The 17,613-nt window shown below is 65.6% G+C and carries 17 protein-coding genes; 13 read left to right on the top strand and 4 right to left on the bottom strand.

Translation table 11 applies throughout. The annotated features are described in order from the left end of the window. Window positions 1-221: 221 nt before the first annotated feature. Window positions 222-494, bottom strand: coding sequence for an accessory factor UbiK family protein (locus ACT6QU_RS03965; protein ID WP_444564474.1), 273 nt, complete (start codon window positions 492-494; stop codon window positions 222-224). 139 nt (window positions 495-633) lie between these two features. Between ACT6QU_RS03965 and lgt the strand changes: the two genes are divergently transcribed. The 7 genes from lgt (at window position 634) to ACT6QU_RS03930 (ending at window position 6,908) form a co-directional block, all read left to right on the top strand. Then, window positions 634-1,470: a prolipoprotein diacylglyceryl transferase gene (gene lgt / locus ACT6QU_RS03960; protein WP_444564475.1), complete on the top strand. Its 837-nt coding sequence runs from the start codon at window positions 634-636 to the stop codon at window positions 1,468-1,470. Continuing rightward, entirely contained in the window at window positions 1,467-2,510 is a 1,044-nt protein-coding gene (locus ACT6QU_RS03955) for a class I SAM-dependent methyltransferase (RefSeq protein ID WP_444564476.1), read from the top strand. The genes lgt and ACT6QU_RS03955 overlap by 4 nt, the downstream gene beginning before the upstream one ends. A gap of 239 nt (window positions 2,511-2,749) precedes the next feature. Beyond that, window positions 2,750-3,544, top strand: a complete 795-nt coding sequence (gene pgeF, locus ACT6QU_RS03950) for a peptidoglycan editing factor PgeF (protein WP_444564477.1) — start codon at window positions 2,750-2,752, stop codon at window positions 3,542-3,544. 3 nt (window positions 3,545-3,547) lie between these two features. Further along, window positions 3,548-4,699 (top strand): M24 family metallopeptidase, encoded by a 1,152-nt coding sequence (locus ACT6QU_RS03945; protein WP_444564478.1) that lies wholly within the window; start codon window positions 3,548-3,550, stop codon window positions 4,697-4,699. 52 nt (window positions 4,700-4,751) lie between these two features. Next, entirely contained in the window at window positions 4,752-5,258 is a 507-nt protein-coding gene (locus ACT6QU_RS03940; RefSeq protein ID WP_444564479.1) for a hypothetical protein, read from the top strand. A 109-nt stretch (window positions 5,259-5,367) separates the two neighbouring features. Beyond that, a complete protein-coding gene (locus ACT6QU_RS03935) occupies window positions 5,368-6,300 on the top strand; it encodes a ribose-phosphate pyrophosphokinase (RefSeq protein WP_024588927.1) in 933 nt (310 codons plus the stop codon). 8 nt (window positions 6,301-6,308) lie between these two features. Further along, a complete protein-coding gene (locus tag ACT6QU_RS03930; protein WP_444564480.1) occupies window positions 6,309-6,908 on the top strand; it encodes an AAA family ATPase in 600 nt (199 codons plus the stop codon). Here ACT6QU_RS03930 and chrA read toward each other — a convergent pair. Both chrA and ACT6QU_RS03920 read right to left on the bottom strand, forming a co-directional pair. Continuing rightward, window positions 6,897-8,207, bottom strand: a complete 1,311-nt coding sequence (chrA, locus tag ACT6QU_RS03925) for a chromate efflux transporter (RefSeq protein ID WP_444564481.1) — start codon at window positions 8,205-8,207, stop codon at window positions 6,897-6,899. The genes ACT6QU_RS03930 and chrA overlap by 12 nt on opposite strands. Before the next feature lie 47 nt (window positions 8,208-8,254). Continuing rightward, window positions 8,255-9,856, bottom strand: a complete 1,602-nt coding sequence (locus tag ACT6QU_RS03920) for an ABC-F family ATP-binding cassette domain-containing protein (protein WP_444564482.1) — start codon at window positions 9,854-9,856, stop codon at window positions 8,255-8,257. Window positions 9,857-10,104: 248 nt separating this feature from the next. On the opposite strand from ACT6QU_RS03920, the gene ACT6QU_RS03915 reads away from it, so the two are divergent. Then, window positions 10,105-11,469 carry an alpha/beta hydrolase family protein gene (locus ACT6QU_RS03915; protein WP_444564483.1) on the top strand — a complete coding sequence of 455 codons (1,365 nt, stop codon included), beginning with the start codon at window positions 10,105-10,107 and terminating at the stop codon, window positions 11,467-11,469. A 62-nt stretch (window positions 11,470-11,531) separates the two neighbouring features. Here ACT6QU_RS03915 and ACT6QU_RS03910 read toward each other — a convergent pair whose 3' ends face one another. Continuing rightward, entirely contained in the window at window positions 11,532-12,647 is a 1,116-nt protein-coding gene (locus tag ACT6QU_RS03910; RefSeq protein ID WP_444564484.1) for a helix-turn-helix transcriptional regulator, read from the bottom strand. A 181-nt stretch (window positions 12,648-12,828) separates the two neighbouring features. On the opposite strand from ACT6QU_RS03910, the gene ACT6QU_RS03905 reads away from it, so the two are divergent. The 5 genes from ACT6QU_RS03905 (at window position 12,829) to ACT6QU_RS03885 (ending at window position 17,612) form a co-directional block, all read left to right on the top strand. Next, window positions 12,829-14,037 (top strand): MFS transporter, encoded by a 1,209-nt coding sequence (locus tag ACT6QU_RS03905; RefSeq protein WP_444564485.1) that lies wholly within the window; start codon window positions 12,829-12,831, stop codon window positions 14,035-14,037. Window positions 14,038-14,097: 60 nt separating this feature from the next. Next, the gene (locus tag ACT6QU_RS03900) at window positions 14,098-15,264 is read left to right on the top strand and encodes an LBF_2804 family protein (RefSeq protein WP_444836526.1); all 1,167 of its coding nucleotides are present in this window, start codon (window positions 14,098-14,100) and stop codon (window positions 15,262-15,264) included. A 118-nt stretch (window positions 15,265-15,382) separates the two neighbouring features. Next, a complete protein-coding gene (locus tag ACT6QU_RS03895; RefSeq protein ID WP_444564486.1) occupies window positions 15,383-16,075 on the top strand; it encodes a 50S ribosomal protein L25/general stress protein Ctc in 693 nt (230 codons plus the stop codon). A 29-nt stretch (window positions 16,076-16,104) separates the two neighbouring features. Next, on the top strand, window positions 16,105-16,803 hold the full coding sequence (gene pth / locus ACT6QU_RS03890) for an aminoacyl-tRNA hydrolase (RefSeq protein WP_444564487.1): 699 nt from the start codon (window positions 16,105-16,107) through the stop codon (window positions 16,801-16,803). A gap of 221 nt (window positions 16,804-17,024) precedes the next feature. Next, the gene (locus ACT6QU_RS03885; RefSeq protein WP_444564488.1) at window positions 17,025-17,612 is read left to right on the top strand and encodes an exopolysaccharide biosynthesis protein; all 588 of its coding nucleotides are present in this window, start codon (window positions 17,025-17,027) and stop codon (window positions 17,610-17,612) included. Window position 17,613: the final 1 nt, after the last annotated feature.

Genomic DNA, 17,613 nt, shown 5'->3' with positions numbered 1-17,613 from the left:
AAGCGCTCCGAATCATGCTGTAAATTCAGTCTATTGATGCCGAGTCCCGTGAACAGCCCCTTTTTGGGAGCGGGCCGGAGCAACATGTGGATAGTCGCAAGGCGGCAAAGATGAAGGAAGGCTTAAGCGATTCAGCGGAAAGGTCTTTTCGCGCCGAGCCCCTGTGGAGAACCGGCGCACTGAAACTTGCGCAAAACTTGCGCGGCGTCCCGCTTGGCCGGTCAGGCGGTCGGTTCGACCGGCTTGTCGGCGAGCCTGGCTTCGAGCGCGTCGATGCGTGCGGCCAGCTTCTCGTTTTCCGCGCGCGCCTTGAGCGCCATTTCGCGCACCGCCTCGAATTCCTCGCGCTGGACGAGGTCCATGGAATTCAAGATGCGCTCGGCCTGGCCGCGAAAGGCCGTCTCGAACTCGCGGCGCACGCCCTGCGCGGCGCCGGCGGCATCCGTCATCAGCTTGGCGAACTCGTCCAGAATGCGGTTGGGGCCGGTCGACATCTTCACACCTCGCGTCAGGAACACCGTTTCGTTTGAGGTAGTCGCGGCCCCTTCATATTGCAAGGAAAAGCGGGCCGCTTGACCCGGCAAACCCGCCCGCGCCATATGAGGCCCGCGTCATTCGCCTGCGGAGCCTGACTTGCCCGATTATCTCGCCCTTCCCCTGACGGCGATCGCCTTCCCGAACATCGATCCCGTCGCCCTGCAACTGGGCCCGCTCGCGATCCATTGGTACGGGCTCGGCTATGTCGTCGGCATCCTGTTCGCCTGGTGGTATGCGAAGAAACTGATCGCGACGCCGCATCTTTGGCCCAACGACACCGCGCCGATCAAGCCGGTCGACATCGATGACTTCCTGATCTGGGCGGCCGCCGGCGTCGTGCTCGGCGGGCGCATCGGCTACATGCTGTTCTACGATTTCGCGCGCTATGCGGAAAACCCGCTCGACGCGCTGGCGATCTGGCGCGGCGGCATGTCGTTCCATGGCGGACTCGCGGGCGTCACCATCGCGATGATCCTCTTCGCGCGCCGGCGCGGCTTTTCGCCCTGGAGCCTGTTCGACACGATCGCGGTCGGCGCACCTGTCGGCCTCGGCATCGTGCGGGTGACGAACTTCGTCAATTCCGAACTCTGGGGTCGCCCGACCGACGTTCCCTGGGCGGTCGTCTTCCCCAATGGCGGACCGTTCGCACGTCATCCGAGCCAGCTATATGAAGCCATCCTCGAAGGGCTCGTACTCTTCCTCGTTCTGTTCGTGCTCACCCACAAGGGGCTGAAGCTGAAGCAGCCGGGCTTCCTCGCAGGCGTCTTCATCGCCGGCTACGGGCTCTCGCGCATCATCGTCGAGTTTTTCCGCGAACCGGACGCGCATATCGGCTATCTCGCCGGCAACTGGCTGACCATGGGCATGGTGCTATCGGTGCCGCTGGTGCTGCTGGGTGTTTGGGCGATGGCCCGGGCGCGCCGGGCGGCGTGAGGTTCAAGCAGCGCATCGCCGAACTGATCGCCGAGACGGGGCCGATCCCCGTCTCGCAGTACATGGCGCTGTGCCTGTTCGATCCCAAGGACGGCTACTACACGACGCGCGAGCCTTTTGGCGCCAAGGGGGACTTCACCACCGCGCCGGAAATCAGCCAGATGTTCGGCGAACTCGTCGCCGTCTGGCTCGCCTCGGCGTGGCAGGCGTCAGGTGCGCCGCAGGACGCGATCCTCACCGAGATCGGGCCGGGACGCGGCACGCTGATGCGAGACATGCTGCGCACGCTCGCTCGCATCGCGCCCGATTTGACACGGCATGTCGCGCTGGTCGAGACCAGCCCGCGGCTGGTCGAGGTGCAGAAAGAAACGCTCGGCGCGACGAGCGCGACATGGCACCGCGACATCGGGGAAGTGCCCGGCGCACCACTTTTCATCGTCGGCAACGAACTCTTCGATGCGATCCCGATCCGTCAATTCGTGAAGACGCCGCAGGGCTGGCGCGAGCGCTGCGTGGGGCTCGATGCCGATGGACTGGCCTTCGTCGCCGGCCCCGGCACGACGGACGCCGCCCTGCCCGATGCGCCGAATGGCGCGATCTTCGAAATCGCTCCCGCCCGCAATGCGCTGATGCAGGAGACCGCCGAGCGGATTTCGACGCATGGCGGCACGGGGCTTTTCATCGATTACGGCCATCTGCAAACCGGCATCGGCGACACGCTGCAGGCCATGCGCGCGCATGGCTATGTCGATGTGCTGGCGACGCCCGGCGAGGCGGATCTGACGAGCCATGTCGACTTCGCGGCGCTTGGAGCGGCCGCCGGCGCGGTCAGTTTGGAAACGCGGACGATGACGCAGGCGCGGTTTCTCCTCGGCATGGGACTGCTCGAACGCGCGGGACAGTTGGGCGCGGACGGTGATGCGGGGATGCGGGAGCGGCTGCAGGGCGAGGTCGAACGGCTGGCCGGGCCGGATGAGATGGGGGAGTTGTTCAAGGTGTTGATGGTGGGGAAGGATGTAGCCAACCTGCCACCGCAGTAGCCCCCTCTCCGTCTCGCTTTGCGAGGCACCTCTCCCCCACTTCGCGGGGGCGAGGAAACGATGCTGCAAGGGTCGGCCGATTTCCAGCTTGGCGTTCCTCGCCCCCTTCGGGGGAGAGGTGCCTCGCAAAGCGAGGCGGAGAAGGGGGGGTGCGTTGGCGCAAACCTCCCCCCAATTGACACCACCCCTCCCCTCCACCACCATCGCGCCCGACCCGGCAGAAGACGAGAAGGCGGCATATGCTCGATCTGGCTCGACCGGACCCGGTGCGGTCCGATCTACTCGACACACTTGCGCCCAAGGGCATACGCCACGGCTTCTTCACGCGCGCCGGCGGCGTGTCGGACGGCATCTATCGCGGCTTGAATGTCGGCCTCGGATCGAACGATTCGCGCGAGGCGGTCGTCGAAAATCGCCGGCGCGCGGCCAAATGGCTGGGCGTGCCCGAGACGCATCTGACGACGGTGCATCAAATCCACTCGCCCCACGTCGAGATCGTGACCGCGCCAATCCCCTATGACCAGCGCCCGAAGGCAGATGCTCTGGTGACCGCGACGCCTGGTATCGCGCTTGGCGTGCTGACGGCCGATTGCGGCCCGATCCTCTTTGCCGACGCCGATGCGGGCGTGATCGGCGCCGCCCATGCCGGCTGGAAAGGCGCGGTTTATGGAATCATCGAGAATACGCTCACCGCGATGGAAAAACTCGGCGCGGACCGCGCGAACATCCACGCCGTGCTCGGCCCGGCGATCAGCGCGGCGAACTACGAGGTGGGCCCGGAACGCGTCGCCGATCTGATCGCGGCGGACGGTGCGAACGCAGCCTATCTCGCGCCCTCGGCGAGCGCCGGCCATGCAATGTTCGACCTGAACCGCTACACGGTCGACCGCCTGACGCGCGCGGGCGTGGCGGTTGACCATGTCGCGCGCTGCACCTATGCGGAAGCCGACAACTTCTTTTCCTACAGGCGGACGACGCACAGGCAGGAGCCGGATTACGGCCGCCAGCTCTCCGCAATCGTCCTGGAGACCTGATTGATGGCGCTGCATTTCGACAGAACCGAATTCGATTCCCGCCGTGACCGTCTGCTGATCGAAATGGCCGAGCGCAAGCTCGACGCGATCCTGCTCTTTGCGCAGGAAAGCATGTACTGGCTGACCGGCTACGACACGTTCGGCTTCTGCTTCTTCCAGTCGATGGTGGTAAAGTCCGACGGCTCGATGGTGCTTCTGACCCGCTCCGCCGACATGCGTCAGGCCAAGCACACCTCGACCATCGAGAATATCGTCCTATGGACCGACCGCGACAAGGTCGACCCGACCGCCGACCTGCGCAACCTTCTGAACGACATTGATCTTCTCGGCTGCCGCATCGGCGTCGAATACGACACGCACGGCCTGACCGGCCACAATGCGCGCCTGCTCGACGAGCAGTTGAAGACCTTCGGCAAGATCGAGGACGCCTCCGACCTCGTCTCGCGGCTTCGCCTCTTCAAGAGCCCCGCCGAGATCAAGAAGGCCGAACGCGCGGCTGCCCTCTCCGACGACGCGCTCGACGCGGCGCTGCCGCTGATCAAGCAGGGCGGCGACGAAGGCGCGATCCTGGCGGCGATGCAGGGCGCGATCTTCGAGGGCGGCGGCGACTATCCGGCCAATGAATTCATCATCGGGTCGGGCGCCGACGCGCTCCTCTGCCGCTACAAGTCCGGCCGCCGCAAGCTGACCAAGACCGACCAGTTGACGCTCGAATGGTCGGGCGCCTTCGCGCACTACCACGCGCCGATGATGCGCACGGTCCTGATCGGCAAGGCCACCAAGCGCCATCAGGAACTCTACGAGGCCGCCCATGATGCGCTTCTGGCGGTAGAGAAGGCGATGGTTCCGGGCTCGACCTTCGGCGACGTCTTCGACGCCCATGCCCGTGTGATGGAGGCGCGCGGCCTGACGCGTCACCGGCTCAACGCCTGCGGCTATTCGGTCGGCGCGCGCTTCACACCGTCCTGGATGGACAAGCAGATGTTCTTCTCCGGCAATCCCGAGCCGATCGCGCCCGACATGACGCTGTTCGCCCACATGATCATCATGGACTCGGATTCGGAGACGGCCATGACGCTCGGCCGCACCTACCTGACCACCGAAGCCGCCCCGCGCGCCCTGTCGCGCCACGGCCTCGACTTGATCGTGCATTGACGGCATAGTTCGCGCCATGGCTGTTTCGAGAACTCTTGCAAACGGATTCGCTTTGTCGACGGCGCTGGCGCTTGCCGGTTGCGCCGGCTCGAACGCGCTCCAGCCGAACGCACTGACGAGCACGCAGGAGGAGGCGATCGCCGCCGCCTCGTCGAACCCGGCCGGCCGGCAGACGGCGTCTCTGGCCGCCGCCTCCAATCCGCGGCTTGCGATCCCGCCCGCCATCGGCGCGCCCGACAGCGCCAACGCGCCGCTCAACGCCCGTCTCGTCACCCGCGCGCAGGAACTCGGCATCCCCCTCACCGCGGCCGCCAGCGCCAATGGGCTGACGATGAAGGGCTATTTCTCGGCCATATCCGAAGGCCCGCAGACGACCGTCATCTATGTCTGGGACGTCATCGACGGCCAGGGCAATCGCCTGACCCGCATCCAGGGCCAGGAACGCGGTGCCCGCACGGCCGGCGATGGCTGGACGAGCGTCGGGCCGGAACTGATGCAGCGTATCGCCGACCAGACGATCGACGCCTACGCATCCTGGCTTCTTGCCCGCGCCGGTTGAATTGGGCGCAAAGGACGGGAGAGGCCGAAGTGAATCGTCCCCGAAGGGTTGCATTCGCGACGCTTGCCGGTAAAAGGCCGGTCAAATCCTTTGCCGGGGACCTGACTACATGAAGCTTTTCGCGGGAAATTCGAACCGGGTGCTGGCCGAAGCCGTCGCCCGATACCTGAACATTCCCCTCGGCAAGGCCAGCGTGCGCCGCTTCGCCGACCAGGAAATCTTCGTCGAGATTCAGGAAAACGTGCGCGGCGAGGATGTCTTCATCCTGCAGTCGACCTCCTATCCGGCCAATGATCACCTGATGGAAATGCTCATCATGATCGACGCCTTCCGCCGGTCTTCGGCGCGGCGCATCACGGCGGTCATTCCCTATTTCGGCTATGCTCGGCAGGATCGTCGCGCCTCGGGCCGCACGCCGATCTCGGCCAAGCTCGTCGCCAACATGATCACCCGCGCCGGCGCCGACCGCATCCTGACGCTCGACCTGCACGCCGGCCAGATCCAGGGCTTCTTCGACATCCCGACCGACAATCTCTTCGCCGTGCCGGTCCTGGCGCGCGACGTGAAGGCCAACTATTCGCTGCCCAACACGATGGTCGTCTCGCCGGATGTCGGCGGCGTGGTGCGCGCCCGCGCGCTCGCAAAGCGCATCGATTCCATGCTCGCCATCGTCGACAAGCGCCGCGACCGGCCGGGCGAATCCGAAGTCATGAACATCATCGGCTCGGTCGAGGGCAAGGACTGCCTCCTGATCGACGACATCGTCGATTCCGGCGGCACGCTCTGCAACGCCGCCGATGCGCTTCTCGCCAACGGTGCGACCAGCGTCACCGCCTACATCACCCACGGCGTGCTCTCGGGCGGCGCGGTCGCGCGCATCACCGGCTCGAAGCTGAAGGAACTGGTCACCACCGATTCCATCCAGCCGACCTCGGCGGTGGAAGCGGCGCACAACATCCGCGTCGTGACGATCGCCGATTTGATCGGTGAGGCCATTTCGCGGACGTCGAGCGAGGAATCGGTCTCGAGCCTGTTCGACTAGGAACCCGCATGGACGCCAAAAAACGATTCTGGTTGATCGCAGGGCCGAATGGCGTCGGCAAGACGACCTATGCGTTCAAACATGTGGTCGCGATCAGCGGCTCGGTCAATTTCGTCAACATGGACGAGATCGCGCGCGGCCTCTCGCCGCTGGCGCCGGTCGCAGCCGAACGGGAAGCTGCGCGTGTCGCGCTGTGGCGCGCACGCTTCTTCATTGCAAACGACATCGTCTTCTCGATGGAAACGACGATGTCGGGCAACGTCCACCTCGCCTTGATGGAAGAAGCGCGGGATGCGGGCCTGTCGCCGGTCCTGCTCTATTTCTCGGTTCGCGAGCCGGAGATTTCCTTGCAGCGAATTGCCCGCCGTGTCGCCGAAGGCGGACACGACGTCGCCGAAGACGTCGTTCGCCGCAGGTTCACGCGTAGCCACGCAAACCTTCCTCGCTATGCCGCCGCTGCCGACCTCTGGCGCGTCTATGAGGCATCCGGCACGAAGCCGTGCCTGGCGCTCGAAGGGCGCGGTGAAACGCTCGATCACCGCGACGATGATTGCCTCGCCGGCGCCAACGACATGATCCGCGACTTCGCCGCAGGTCTATCGAAGTAGCACCCAGCCCATTCCCGCAAGCGCCGCGATTGCCAGCACCACGATCAGATTGACGTGGAAGCGCAGCAGCGCCACGGCCGCGGCAACCGCGATCACCGCCGCCGCCGCATCGAACGTGGCGAGTTCCGGCAGCAGGATGCGGAACGGCCCCGCCTGAACCTCCGAAAGTTCGCCGAACAGGACGTGCAGGCCGAACCAGACGGCGAGGTTGGCGATGACGCCGACGACCGCAGCCGTCACCGCCGAGAGCGCATTCGCAAGCCAGCGCACGTTGCGCACCGTCTCGACATAGGGCGCGCCGGCAAAGATCCACAGGAAGCAGGGAACGAAGGTGAACCAGAGCGTGACGACGGCACCGGCGACGCCGCCCGTCAGCGGCTCAAACCCGGACAGCCGCGCGCCGCCGAGGAAACCCACGAAGACCAGCACCAGAATGAGCGGTCCCGGCGTCGTCTCGGCGAGGCCGAGCCCGGTCAGCATCTCGTCGGGCCGCAGCCAGCCATAGATCTCGACCGCCTGCTGCGCGACATAGGCAAGCACGGCATAGGCGCCGCCGAAGGTCACGGCCGCCATCACCGAGAAAAACCCGGCCTGCTGGGTGTAGACGTTCTGCGCGCCTGCGACGAGATAAAGCGCGGCAAGCGGCAGCAGCCAGATCGCCAGCCAGGTCGCCGTCGTGCGAACGAAGCGCGGCCAGCTCGGGCGTGCCCAGTCGGGCAGGTCGCGCACGGGCGCGCCGTCACCCACCGCCTTGCCATTGCCCGCAACGCCGAGCGCGCCAAGTGCGGCGGCAGCGAGGATCACGACCGGGAACGGGATCTGCAACAGCGCGATGGCGACGAAGGCCATCACCGCGATCGCGACCATCGCCGGCCCCTTGATCGCGCGTTTCGAAACCTTCACCAGCGCCTCGAGCACGATGGCGAGCACCGCCGCCTTGAGGCCGAAGAGCAGGCCCTGGACGATCGTGACCTCGCCGGCGATGATGTAGATCGCCGACAGGATGGTGATGAGGAGCGCGCCCGGCAGCACGAAGAGCAGGCCCGCGATCAGCCCGCCGAGCGTGCCCTTCAGGAGCCAGCCGGCATAGGTAGCAAGCTGCATCGCCTCGGGCCCGGGCAGCATCATGCAATAGTTGAGCGCATGCAGGAAACGCGGCTCGTCGAGCCAGTCGCGCTCCTCGACGAGTTCGCGGTGCATCAGCGCGATCTGCCCGGCCGGCCCGCCGAAGGAGAGGAAGCCGATCTTGGCGAAGACGCGCGTGACCTCGCCAAGCGAAGGATCTGAATGTGTCTGCACGAAAGCCCCGCATCTCAAGTCGTCGGCAAACTAGATCGCGCTCCATATCATCTCAATGACATATCCGATTCATTTCCAAGGGAAATCACCCGCTCGATGCCGATTGCATCGAGGAAGGCCGTATCGTGGCTGACGACGAGGAGCGCGCCGGAGAACTCGCGCAACCCCGCTTCGACCTCCAGGATTGAGTCGAGATCGAGATGGTTGGTCGGCTCGTCGAGGATGAGCAGTTCGGGCATTTCGCAACCGGCGAGAACGCAGGCGAGCCCCGCGCGCAGACGTTCGCCGCCCGAAAGGGTGGCAACGCGCTGCAAGGCGGCGTCGGCGCGGAACGCGTAGCGTGCGAGCGCGGAGCGGCAGAAATTCTCCTCGGCGTCAGGATTGATCCGCCTGAAATTCTCCAGGATCGATCGCTCCGGGTCGAGCAGGCCGACATGCTGGTCGAACATGGCGAGCCGCGCCGGCACGCGCAGCGACCCGCCGAGCGGCGGCAACATCCCCGCGATCGTCTTCAGGAGCGTCGACTTGCCCGAACCGTTCGGGCCGGTGAGCGCAATACGCTCCGGCCCGACGATGGAAAGGTCGATGCCGGTGCGAATGGGCGTTGCGCCAAAGCCGATCGCAAGCTGTCGCGCCTCGACGAGAAGCTTGCCGCCCGGCACATGCGCCTCGCCGAGCCCTGCGGAAAAGGGCGTGACGCGCTCCACCGCCGCGCGCGCGGCTGCCAGTGCATCGGCGGCAACCATGCCCTGCTTTTCTGCCATGCGGCTGCCCCGGCCCGCGGTCGCCTCGGCGCGCTGCTGTTTCGCGTCGAGCAGGATCTTGGGGTCGGAACTGCCCTTGCGCGCCTTCCGGCCCGCGGCATCGCGCCGGTCCTGCTTCTCGCGGGCGATCTGGGCATCGCGCCCCGCCTGTTTCGCCTCCGCCTCGGCCGATTGAAGCTGGCGTCGGGCCGCCTCGCGCTCGGCCTCGCGCGCTGCGCGATAGGCGTCGAAATTGCCGCCATAAGTCTTCGCGCCGAGGGGTGAGAGCTCGACGATGCGGTCCATCCGGTTCAGAAGCGCGCGGTCGTGGCTGACCACCAGCGCCCCGCCTTTCCAGCTACCGATCAAGTCGGCCACCAGCGCGCGGCCGTCGGTGTCGAGATTGTTGGTCGGCTCGTCGAGCAGGATCATGTCGGGCTGGCCGAAGACGAGGGCGGCAAGCGCCGCTCGGGTGCGTTGGCCGCCACTGAGGCTCGCGAGCAGGCAATCCGGCGCAAGGCCCGCCAGCCCGACATCCGCCAGCGCCTTGTCGAGCCGGGCGTCGAGCGTCCAGTCGACCGAGGCGACCTCGTCGGCATTGGCGTCACCGGCAAGCGCGCGTTCGGCAAGGCGCAGCGCTTCGCTGACGCCGAAGAGATCGGAGACCGTTTCGTCCGGCCCGACATCCGTCATCTGGCTGAGGAACGCGATCGTGCCGGAGCGCTGGACGCTGCCCGATGCGGGCATGGCCTCGCCTGTCAAAATCGCCAGCAGAGACGACTTGCCGACGCCGTTGCGCCCGACGAGGCCGGTGCGTTCCGCACCGAAGGCGAGATCGAGATTGTCGAGGAGAACGCGCCCGTCAGGCAGGCGGAAGGTCAGATTGCGAACGGAGAGGAATGGCATGGGACACCAGGCGAACGGTTGCGAAGCGGGCGAGATTGGCGCGCGTCGTGTCGTTCATCGGTGTCGACCTCCAGTTGGAATTTCCATTCCGGGATCAGATAGGGGAACGCAAAGATTTGTTCAACCCGCGCTTGCGTCCGTGCGGCGGGCGACGGAAGATCGCGGCCGACCGTCACGCAACCGTCAGCCGGCCCCGATAGAAGTCGGCACGAAGCAATCACTGTCTTGCAGAAAAGGGATGGAGCTCCATGAAGATGATCGTCGCCGCAGCCTTCGCGGCAGGACTTGTCACCACGACGGCAATGGCCCAGGACAGCGCCGCGCCGGCCGACGCGCCAGAGGAAGCGGCTGCCGCCACGCATGAAAACCGCATCGACATCATCCGCCCCGATGCGCCGGAACTGGCCGCGCATGGCGATTTGCCCATCGGCGTGCGCACGGTCGAGGTGACGAATGCCGACCAGATCGACGTCGCCAAGACCACCGCCGGCGGCGAGCCGCCGCGCTATGAGCGCAAGCTGACGCTCGAAATCTGGTATCCGGCGGCCGAAGGCACCGGCGACGAAGGGACCTACACCACGCTGCTGCGCGACGGCGAAACCGAGGTGACCCTGACGGGACGCGGCGTGCGCGACGCCGAACCCGCCGCAGATGGCGGCCTCTACCCGCTCGTCATCATCTCGCATGGTTACCCCGGAAACCGGTTCCTGATGAGCCACTTGGCCGAGAACCTTGCGACCAAGGGTTATGTCGTCGCCTCGATCGATCATCTGGAATCGACCTATGCCGACCAGGGCGCGTTCGGCTCGACGCTCGTCAACCGCTCGCTCGACCAGCTCTTCGTCCTCGACGAGATCGAGCGCATGAACGGCGAGGACGGCGATTTCCTTTCCGGCCTCGTCGACACGGCAAACACCGGCCTGATCGGCTATTCGATGGGCGGCTATGGCGCGGTCATCACCGCCGGCGGCGGCGTCACCGAGACCTCCGTCGGCTATGAATGGGGTGCGCCGGCGGGAACGCTGGCCATCCATCAGGCAGGCTCCCCCGAACATGGCGAGCGGGCGGAAGACCGGATCAAGGCCGTCGTCGCCTTCGCGCCCTGGGGCCGCCAGCGCGGCTTCTGGGATGCAGAAGGACTGAAGGGCATCGAGACGCCGATCTTCTATGTCGCCGGTTCCGCCGACGACGTCTCCGGCTACGAGGACGGCGTGAAGATGCTCTATGACGAGACCATCAATGCCGAGCGCTATCTCCTCACCTTCGAGAACGCCAACCACAACGCCGCCGCCCCGATGCCTGCGCCTGCCGAAAGCTGGACGATCTCGCAAAAGCTCGGCTACGCACCCTTCGACCACTACGCCGACCCGGTCTGGGACACGGTGCGGATGAACAACATCGCCCAGCACTTCGTCACCGCCTTCCTCGGTAAGGAACTGAAGGGCGAGGAAGAGATGGGCGAATATCTCGACCTCGTCGAGAACGCCGCCGACGGCGTCACCGCGCTCGACGAGGAAGACAAGCCGACCGCCGAGCATACCTACTGGAAGGGCTTTCCCGACCGCACGGCGATGGGCCTGTCGCTGATGCACGCCATGCCGGCGGGCGAATAGGACCTCAATCTTATCGCATCGGATCGATCCGAAAACCGGCAACCACTTTTCGGTCCGATGCTCTACCGCATCACGTTGCGAAGCAGGGCGACGAGTTCGCCCTGCCTATGCGTGTCCGTCTTGGCGAAGATCGATTTGAGCCGGTGACGCGCCGTCTCGCGGGCGATGCCGAGGAACTCGGCCGCCCGGTCGATGCTGTCGCCATTGGCCAGAAGAACGGCGAATATCGCCTCGGCCTCAGTCAGGCCCAGGATCGATTGCAGCGTTTGGGCACTGGTGCGCGGGCCGGAATCGGGATCGCGCAGGAGGACGATGACACGTGCCTCGCTGTGAAGCCGGGTGACAAAGGCCGGCAGGTCGACGACTTCCGCGACGAGCGGGCGGCGGCCGGGGCGAAGGATCGGGATCGGCACCGCGCGCGCCGCATCGGTGAAGCCGGCCCGCAGCCGCACGGCCTTCCCGACGAGCGCATGCAGCGCCCGGTTGCTGTCGGCATGGATCGCGGTCAGTCGGCCATTGACGAGCCGGATCGCGCGCGGATTGTCCTCGAGCAGCGCCCGGGCCGGCGCATTCATCTCGATGACGCTCCGGTCGGCGGCGATCAGCACGGCGGCCTCGGCCAGCGTATCGAGGATTTCGAGCCCGGTAATGCCACGCGCATTGTTGAAGAAGCCCGACAGTTTCACCATCCGCCGCAGATGCGGTGCCAGCCGCTCCATCGACTTCGCTTCCTCGCGCGTGAAGAAGCCTTGCTCCGTGCGCCGCAGCATCGGCACGCACCAGGGCTGTCCGTCGACCTTGAACCCGACGGCTGCAAAGCCCGAGTAGCCCCATTTGAGATAAAGCTCGTTGTAGGTCGCGAGCTTGCGGCGCTCCTCGTCGGTCGCCAGATCGTGCTCGATCACCACCGCTCGACCGGAATTGAGCAGCGGCCAGCCGCGATCGGCGCGATAGTGGTCGACATACCATTCGCCGGCGACGTAATCCTCGAGGAATTCCGTATAGGTCGCGGTGGCCGGCATCGCGACGGCCGCCGCTTCCACGTCCTTGGGATAGAACATCGCATCGGCCGCGCCGAAGACGCCGACGAGGTTGCGCAGCGCCGTAGGCCAGTAGTCGGGCGCGACCGTCGCCGCATAGCATTCGTCGAGCGCGCGATCGTAGATCGTGTCGGACATGACCGTTTCCCCCCGGAAGGTCGCTTCGGCTTGCCGCTTGGGCCGGCGGTGGTCACCGACAGACGAAAGTCTAACCCAGAATTGACGTAGCGGCAAAAAAGTTGGCCCAAGAAAATCTCGTCCTGCCGCAAGGCAAAGCGCATGGCTTGCGCTATAGCCGGCCAAGACCGGAGCTTTTCCCTTGACCGATACGACTGCCCAGCCCGCCCGACTTCCCGCCGAGACGACGGCCTTCACAGTCATCTTCGCGGTGTCGTTCTGCCACATGCTGAACGACGTGATGCAGTCGCTTCTGGCCGCGCTCTATCCGATGCTGAAGGAGGATTACGGTCTCGCCTTCTGGCAGATCGGGCTTTTAACGATGGCGTTCCAGGTCACGGCCTCGCTGCTGCAGCCGGTCGTCGGGCTCTACACCGACAAGAACCCGAAGCCCTATTCGCTGTCCTTCGGCATGGCGTCGACCTTCTGCGGCCTGCTGCTCCTCGCCTTCGCGCATTCCTATGGCTTCCTGCTGCTCGGCGCCTCGCTGATCGGCATCGGCTCGGCGATCTTCCACCCCGAGGCCTCCCGCGTGGCGCGCATGGCGTCGGGCGGGCGCTACGGGCTGGCGCAGTCGCTGTTCCAGGTCGGCGGCAATTTCGGCACCGCCATCGGTCCGCTGCTCGCCGCCTTCATCGTCGTGCCGCGCGGGCAGGAAAGCGTCGCCTGGTTCTGCGCCGCCGCGCTCGCCGGCATGATCATCCTCTACCAGATCGGCAACTGGTATCAGCGCTATACCGCGGCGCGAAAGGCCCGGCCCGCAGCGGCCGCCATCGCCCTGCCGCGCAACAAGGTGGTCATCGCGCTCGTCGTTCTGGCGCTGCTCGTCTTCACCAAGAACATCTACATGGCGTCCTTCACCAGCTACTACACCTTCTATGCCATCGAGCGGTTCGGCGTGACGGTACAGCAGTCGCAGATGATGCTGTTCCTGTTCCTCGGCGCGGTCGCGCTCGGCACGGTCCTCGGCGGCCCCTTCGGCGACCGATACGGCTCCAAGACGGTGATCTGGCTGTCGATCCTCGGCATCCTGCCCTTCACCATGGCGCTGCCCTATGTGGGCTTCGAGGCGACGCTCGTGCTGACCTTCGTCATCGGCGTGATGATCGCCTCGGCCTTCCCGGCCATCGTCGTCTTCGCGCAGGAGCTCGTGCCCGGCCGTGTCGGCATGATCGCCGGCATCTTCTTCGGCTTCGCCTTCGGCATGGGCGGCATCGCCGCCGCCGTGCTCGGCGTGGTGGCGGATGCACGCGGCATCGAGTTCGTCTACACGATCTGCGCCTTCCTGCCGCTGCTCGGCCTGCTGACGATCTTCCTGCCCAACATGCGCGAATTGCACGTGGCAGGTTGACGGGAACCGGACCGCGCTGCCACGCTTTTCCTCGCACGAGACGTCGAGGCGGAGGGGAAGATCGCTGATCCTGTCGAACATTACGCACCGGAACTGAACCTGCTGGAAAGGCGCGCGCGCGACTACCTGTCCACCGCGCGCGCGGGTTCCGGCAAGTTACCGCTGACCAAGGGCGACCTGAAAAGCCTGGCGGCAATCCGCAATCGTGCCGTTCATCTGGCAATCGTCTCGGGCGTCATTTCCGGCCTGATCATCGGCGGTGGCGAAATCTGGATCAGGCTGGGCCTTTTGAACGGCAACGAGGATCGGGCTCTGTGGGACGATCCGTGGATCTGGACCGGCTTCTATGCGGTCGTCGGGCTGATAACCGTCGTCGAAATCGTCTTTCTCTACTGGAACGCGCTCAACGCCATCACCAAGATCGGCGACGTTGTCGGCCTCGCGATGAAGGGCAAGCCGGCCTCGGGGCTCATCGCGACGGGTCTCGCCCGTTCGGCCCTCGAAATCCCAAACCCGCACCGCAAGATCTACGGCATCGACCCCTATGCCGACCTTCCGCGCTGGCGGCTTCTGCTGTGGAACCTCGCCTACAAGGCCAAGGTCGGCGCGACCAGCTTCGTGATGCGGATTCTGCTCAGGCGCGTCTTTGCGCGCGCAGTGCTCCGCGGCTACGTGCCGCTGCTCGCCGTTCCGCTCTATGCGATCTGGAATGCCTGGATCACATGGGCGGTGATGCGCGAGGCGCGGCTGCGCGCGCTCGGCCCCTCTGGCGTCGACCAGATCGTCAAAGCTGCGGGCGAACGCCAAGGGGAGGCATGGCGGAACGCCCTCCTCCACGCCGCCGGCGAGGCCGTTCGTCGTGGCGGCGACGCCCACCCCACCTACGTGCTCCTTCTGGCCCGCCTCCTCGAAACGCTCGACCGCGACCGCGACGAGATCGAGGTGGACTGGGAGACGGCCCGCAAGGAAGCGCGGGCGCTTGCAACCGACGACCGCGCGGCGCTCGCCGACATCATTGCCTGCGTCACCGTACTGGCCGGCAAACCCGCAAAGTCGCAGATGGAATTGCTGGCCAAACTGGACGAGATCGCCGGACGTCCGCATGATCGCGAACGCGTTGCGGCGCTTCGCGGCGCGCTGCTCGACGGCCAGCCATTTGCAGATACGGCGGATCGCCCGAACTTGCACCCAAAAGCCAGTTCGTCTATAGAGCCGCCACCCGCGTAGACACCCTTGGAGGCAACGCGGACGATTGCCGTTGGGATTTTGGTTCCGGCGGCATTCGACGTTTGCGGCATGAGGCCTGAAGCCGTCGCAAACGCTCCACAACCTGAAAGGAACTGCCATGAGCCACGAGAGCTACACGCTCGAGGCCGAAGCGCGCGAGACGGTCGGTAAGGGGTCCGCCCGTGCACTGCGCCGCGAAGGTCGCGTCCCCGCCGTCATCTACGGCGACAAGAAGGAACCCGTTTCGATTTCGCTCCCCTACAAGGAGCTGTTCATGAAGATCCACGGTGGTGGCTTCAAGACGACCGTTGCGACCATCAAGGTCGGCGGGAAGTCGTACCAGGTCCTGCCCAAGGATTACCAGCTCGACCCCGTCAAGGACTTCCCCGTCCACGTCGACTTCCTGCGCGTGTCGAAGAAGACCGTCGTCACCGTCGAAGTGCCGGTCCACTTCCTCCATGAAGAGAAGTCGCCCGGCATCAAGCGCGGCGGCGTGCTCAACATCGTCCGCCATGCGGTCGAGGTTCACTGCCCGGCCGATTCGATCCCCGATGCGCTGGAATTCGACTTGACCGGTCTCGAGATCGGCGATTCGATCCATATCTCGGCCATCGAACTGCCGAAGGGCGTCGAGCCGACCATCACCGACCGCGACTTCACGGTTGCCACCATCGCCGCCCCGGCCGTCCTGACGGCTGAGGAAGAGGCTGGCACGACCGAGGAAGCCGACGTCGAGGCCGTCGAAGTGGAAGGCGAGGAAGAAGCCGCCGAAGGCGACGACGCCGAGCCCAAAGAAGAAAAGGGCGAGTAATCGCCCGATCCGGTCCGGGAGCGCCCGACATGCGCATCATTGCAGGCCTCGGCAATCCCGGATCGAAATACGAGAACAACCGGCACAATGTCGGCTTCATGGCGGCGGACGCGATTGCCCGCCGCCATTCCTTTTCGCCCTGGTCGAAGAAGTTCCAGGCGCTGATTTCCTCCGGCACGATCGGCTCCGAAAAGGTGCTCTTGATCAAGCCGCAGACTTTCATGAATCTGTCGGGTCAATCGGTCGGCGAAGCATTGCGCTTCCACAAGGCCGAAATCGGCGACCTGATCGTGCTTTACGACGAGCTCGACCTCGACCCCGGCAAGGTCCGCATCAAGACCGGCGGCGGCCATGGCGGCCATAACGGCATCAAGTCGATCGATGCCCATTGCGGCAAGGACTACCGCCGCGTTCGCATCGGCATCGGCCATCCGGGCATCAAGGAAATGGTCACCCACCATGTCCTCGGCGATTTCGCCAAGGCCGACCGCGACTGGCTCGACCCACTGCTCGACGCCTTCGCCGACCACGCCGAACTGCTCGCCAAGGGCGACGACGCCGGCTTCATGAACAAGGTTGCGTTGGCCGTGCAGGGCAAGAAGACCGCGCCCAAGCCCGCCCCGAAAGCGCAAAGCCACATCCGCCAGGCGCGTCCCGCCCCGCAAGTCAAGCTGCCGGAGACGGGGCCGATGGCGGCGATGCTGAAGAAGTTGTTGGGCCGGGAGTAGCTTTTCCCTTACACCATTCGCGTTCCTTCGCGCCCCCCTCTGGCCTGCCGGCCATCTCCCCCGCATGGGGGGAGATTAGTCTCGTCCTCGTCGCGCGTGATCTCCCCCCTCGCGGGGGAGATGGCCGGCAGGCCAGAGGGGGGCGCGACAAAGCACACCCCTTCCCTTTTCCCACCACCGACACGATATCCGACGACCACTCACCGCGGGAACCACCCCCCATGCCCGAAAACAACGACCTCGACTCGATGGAAGCCGTCCTCGACACCATCGCCGACGCCGGCGATGGCAGGCGCGTTTCGGTTGAGGACATCGTCAATGAGATCGGCGACGATGCGTTCGGGCCGCTGATGCTGATCCCGGCTCTCGTCGCGGTGACGCCGGCGAGCGGCATTCCCGGCCTGACGGCGACGGCCGGGCTGATCATTGCCCTCGTCTCGTTCCAGATGGTGATCGGCCGCAAGGCGCTCTGGCTGCCGGGCTTCATCCTGAACCGCACCATGTCCCGCTCGAAGCTCGACACCGCGCGCGACTGGCTGGCGAAGCCCGCGCGCATCATCGACCGGCTGACCGGCAAGCGCCTCTCCTTCCTCGTCAAGCCGCCCTTTTCGGTCGTCCCGGCCCTGATCTGCCTTTGCGCCGGGCTCGTCATGCCCTTCCTCGAGGTCATTCCCTTTTCCGGCTCGGTCATGGCCGGCGCCGTGTCGCTCTTCGCGCTCTCCTTCGTCACCGAGGACGGCATCCTGTCGGTTCTGGGCACCGCGCTTGTCGCGACGGCCGGCTATCTGGCCAGGACCGCCATCGTCTGAC

Origin of the sequence: Aliihoeflea sp. (assembly GCF_052435475.1) — a bacterium.
Taxonomy (GTDB): domain Bacteria; phylum Pseudomonadota; class Alphaproteobacteria; order Rhizobiales; family Rhizobiaceae; genus Aliihoeflea.
This window is presented reverse-complemented; position numbering and strand designations above follow the sequence as displayed.

Coding starts and splice junctions, on each gene's coding strand:
- ACT6QU_RS03965 (WP_444564474.1), bottom strand. CDS start 494: ATGTCGACCGGCCCCAACCGCATTCTGGACGAGTTCGCCAAGCTGATG.
- pgeF (WP_444564477.1), top strand. CDS start 2,750: ATGCTCGATCTGGCTCGACCGGACCCGGTGCGGTCCGATCTACTCGAC.
- ACT6QU_RS03945 (WP_444564478.1), top strand. CDS start 3,548: ATGGCGCTGCATTTCGACAGAACCGAATTCGATTCCCGCCGTGACCGT.
- ACT6QU_RS03935 (WP_024588927.1), top strand. CDS start 5,368: ATGAAGCTTTTCGCGGGAAATTCGAACCGGGTGCTGGCCGAAGCCGTC.
- ACT6QU_RS03930 (WP_444564480.1), top strand. CDS start 6,309: ATGGACGCCAAAAAACGATTCTGGTTGATCGCAGGGCCGAATGGCGTC.
- ACT6QU_RS03920 (WP_444564482.1), bottom strand. CDS start 9,856: ATGCCATTCCTCTCCGTTCGCAATCTGACCTTCCGCCTGCCTGACGGG.
- ACT6QU_RS03915 (WP_444564483.1), top strand. CDS start 10,105: ATGAAGATGATCGTCGCCGCAGCCTTCGCGGCAGGACTTGTCACCACG.
- ACT6QU_RS03910 (WP_444564484.1), bottom strand. CDS start 12,647: ATGTCCGACACGATCTACGATCGCGCGCTCGACGAATGCTATGCGGCG.
- ACT6QU_RS03895 (WP_444564486.1), top strand. CDS start 15,383: ATGAGCCACGAGAGCTACACGCTCGAGGCCGAAGCGCGCGAGACGGTC.
- pth (WP_444564487.1), top strand. CDS start 16,105: ATGCGCATCATTGCAGGCCTCGGCAATCCCGGATCGAAATACGAGAAC.
- ACT6QU_RS03885 (WP_444564488.1), top strand. CDS start 17,025: ATGCCCGAAAACAACGACCTCGACTCGATGGAAGCCGTCCTCGACACC.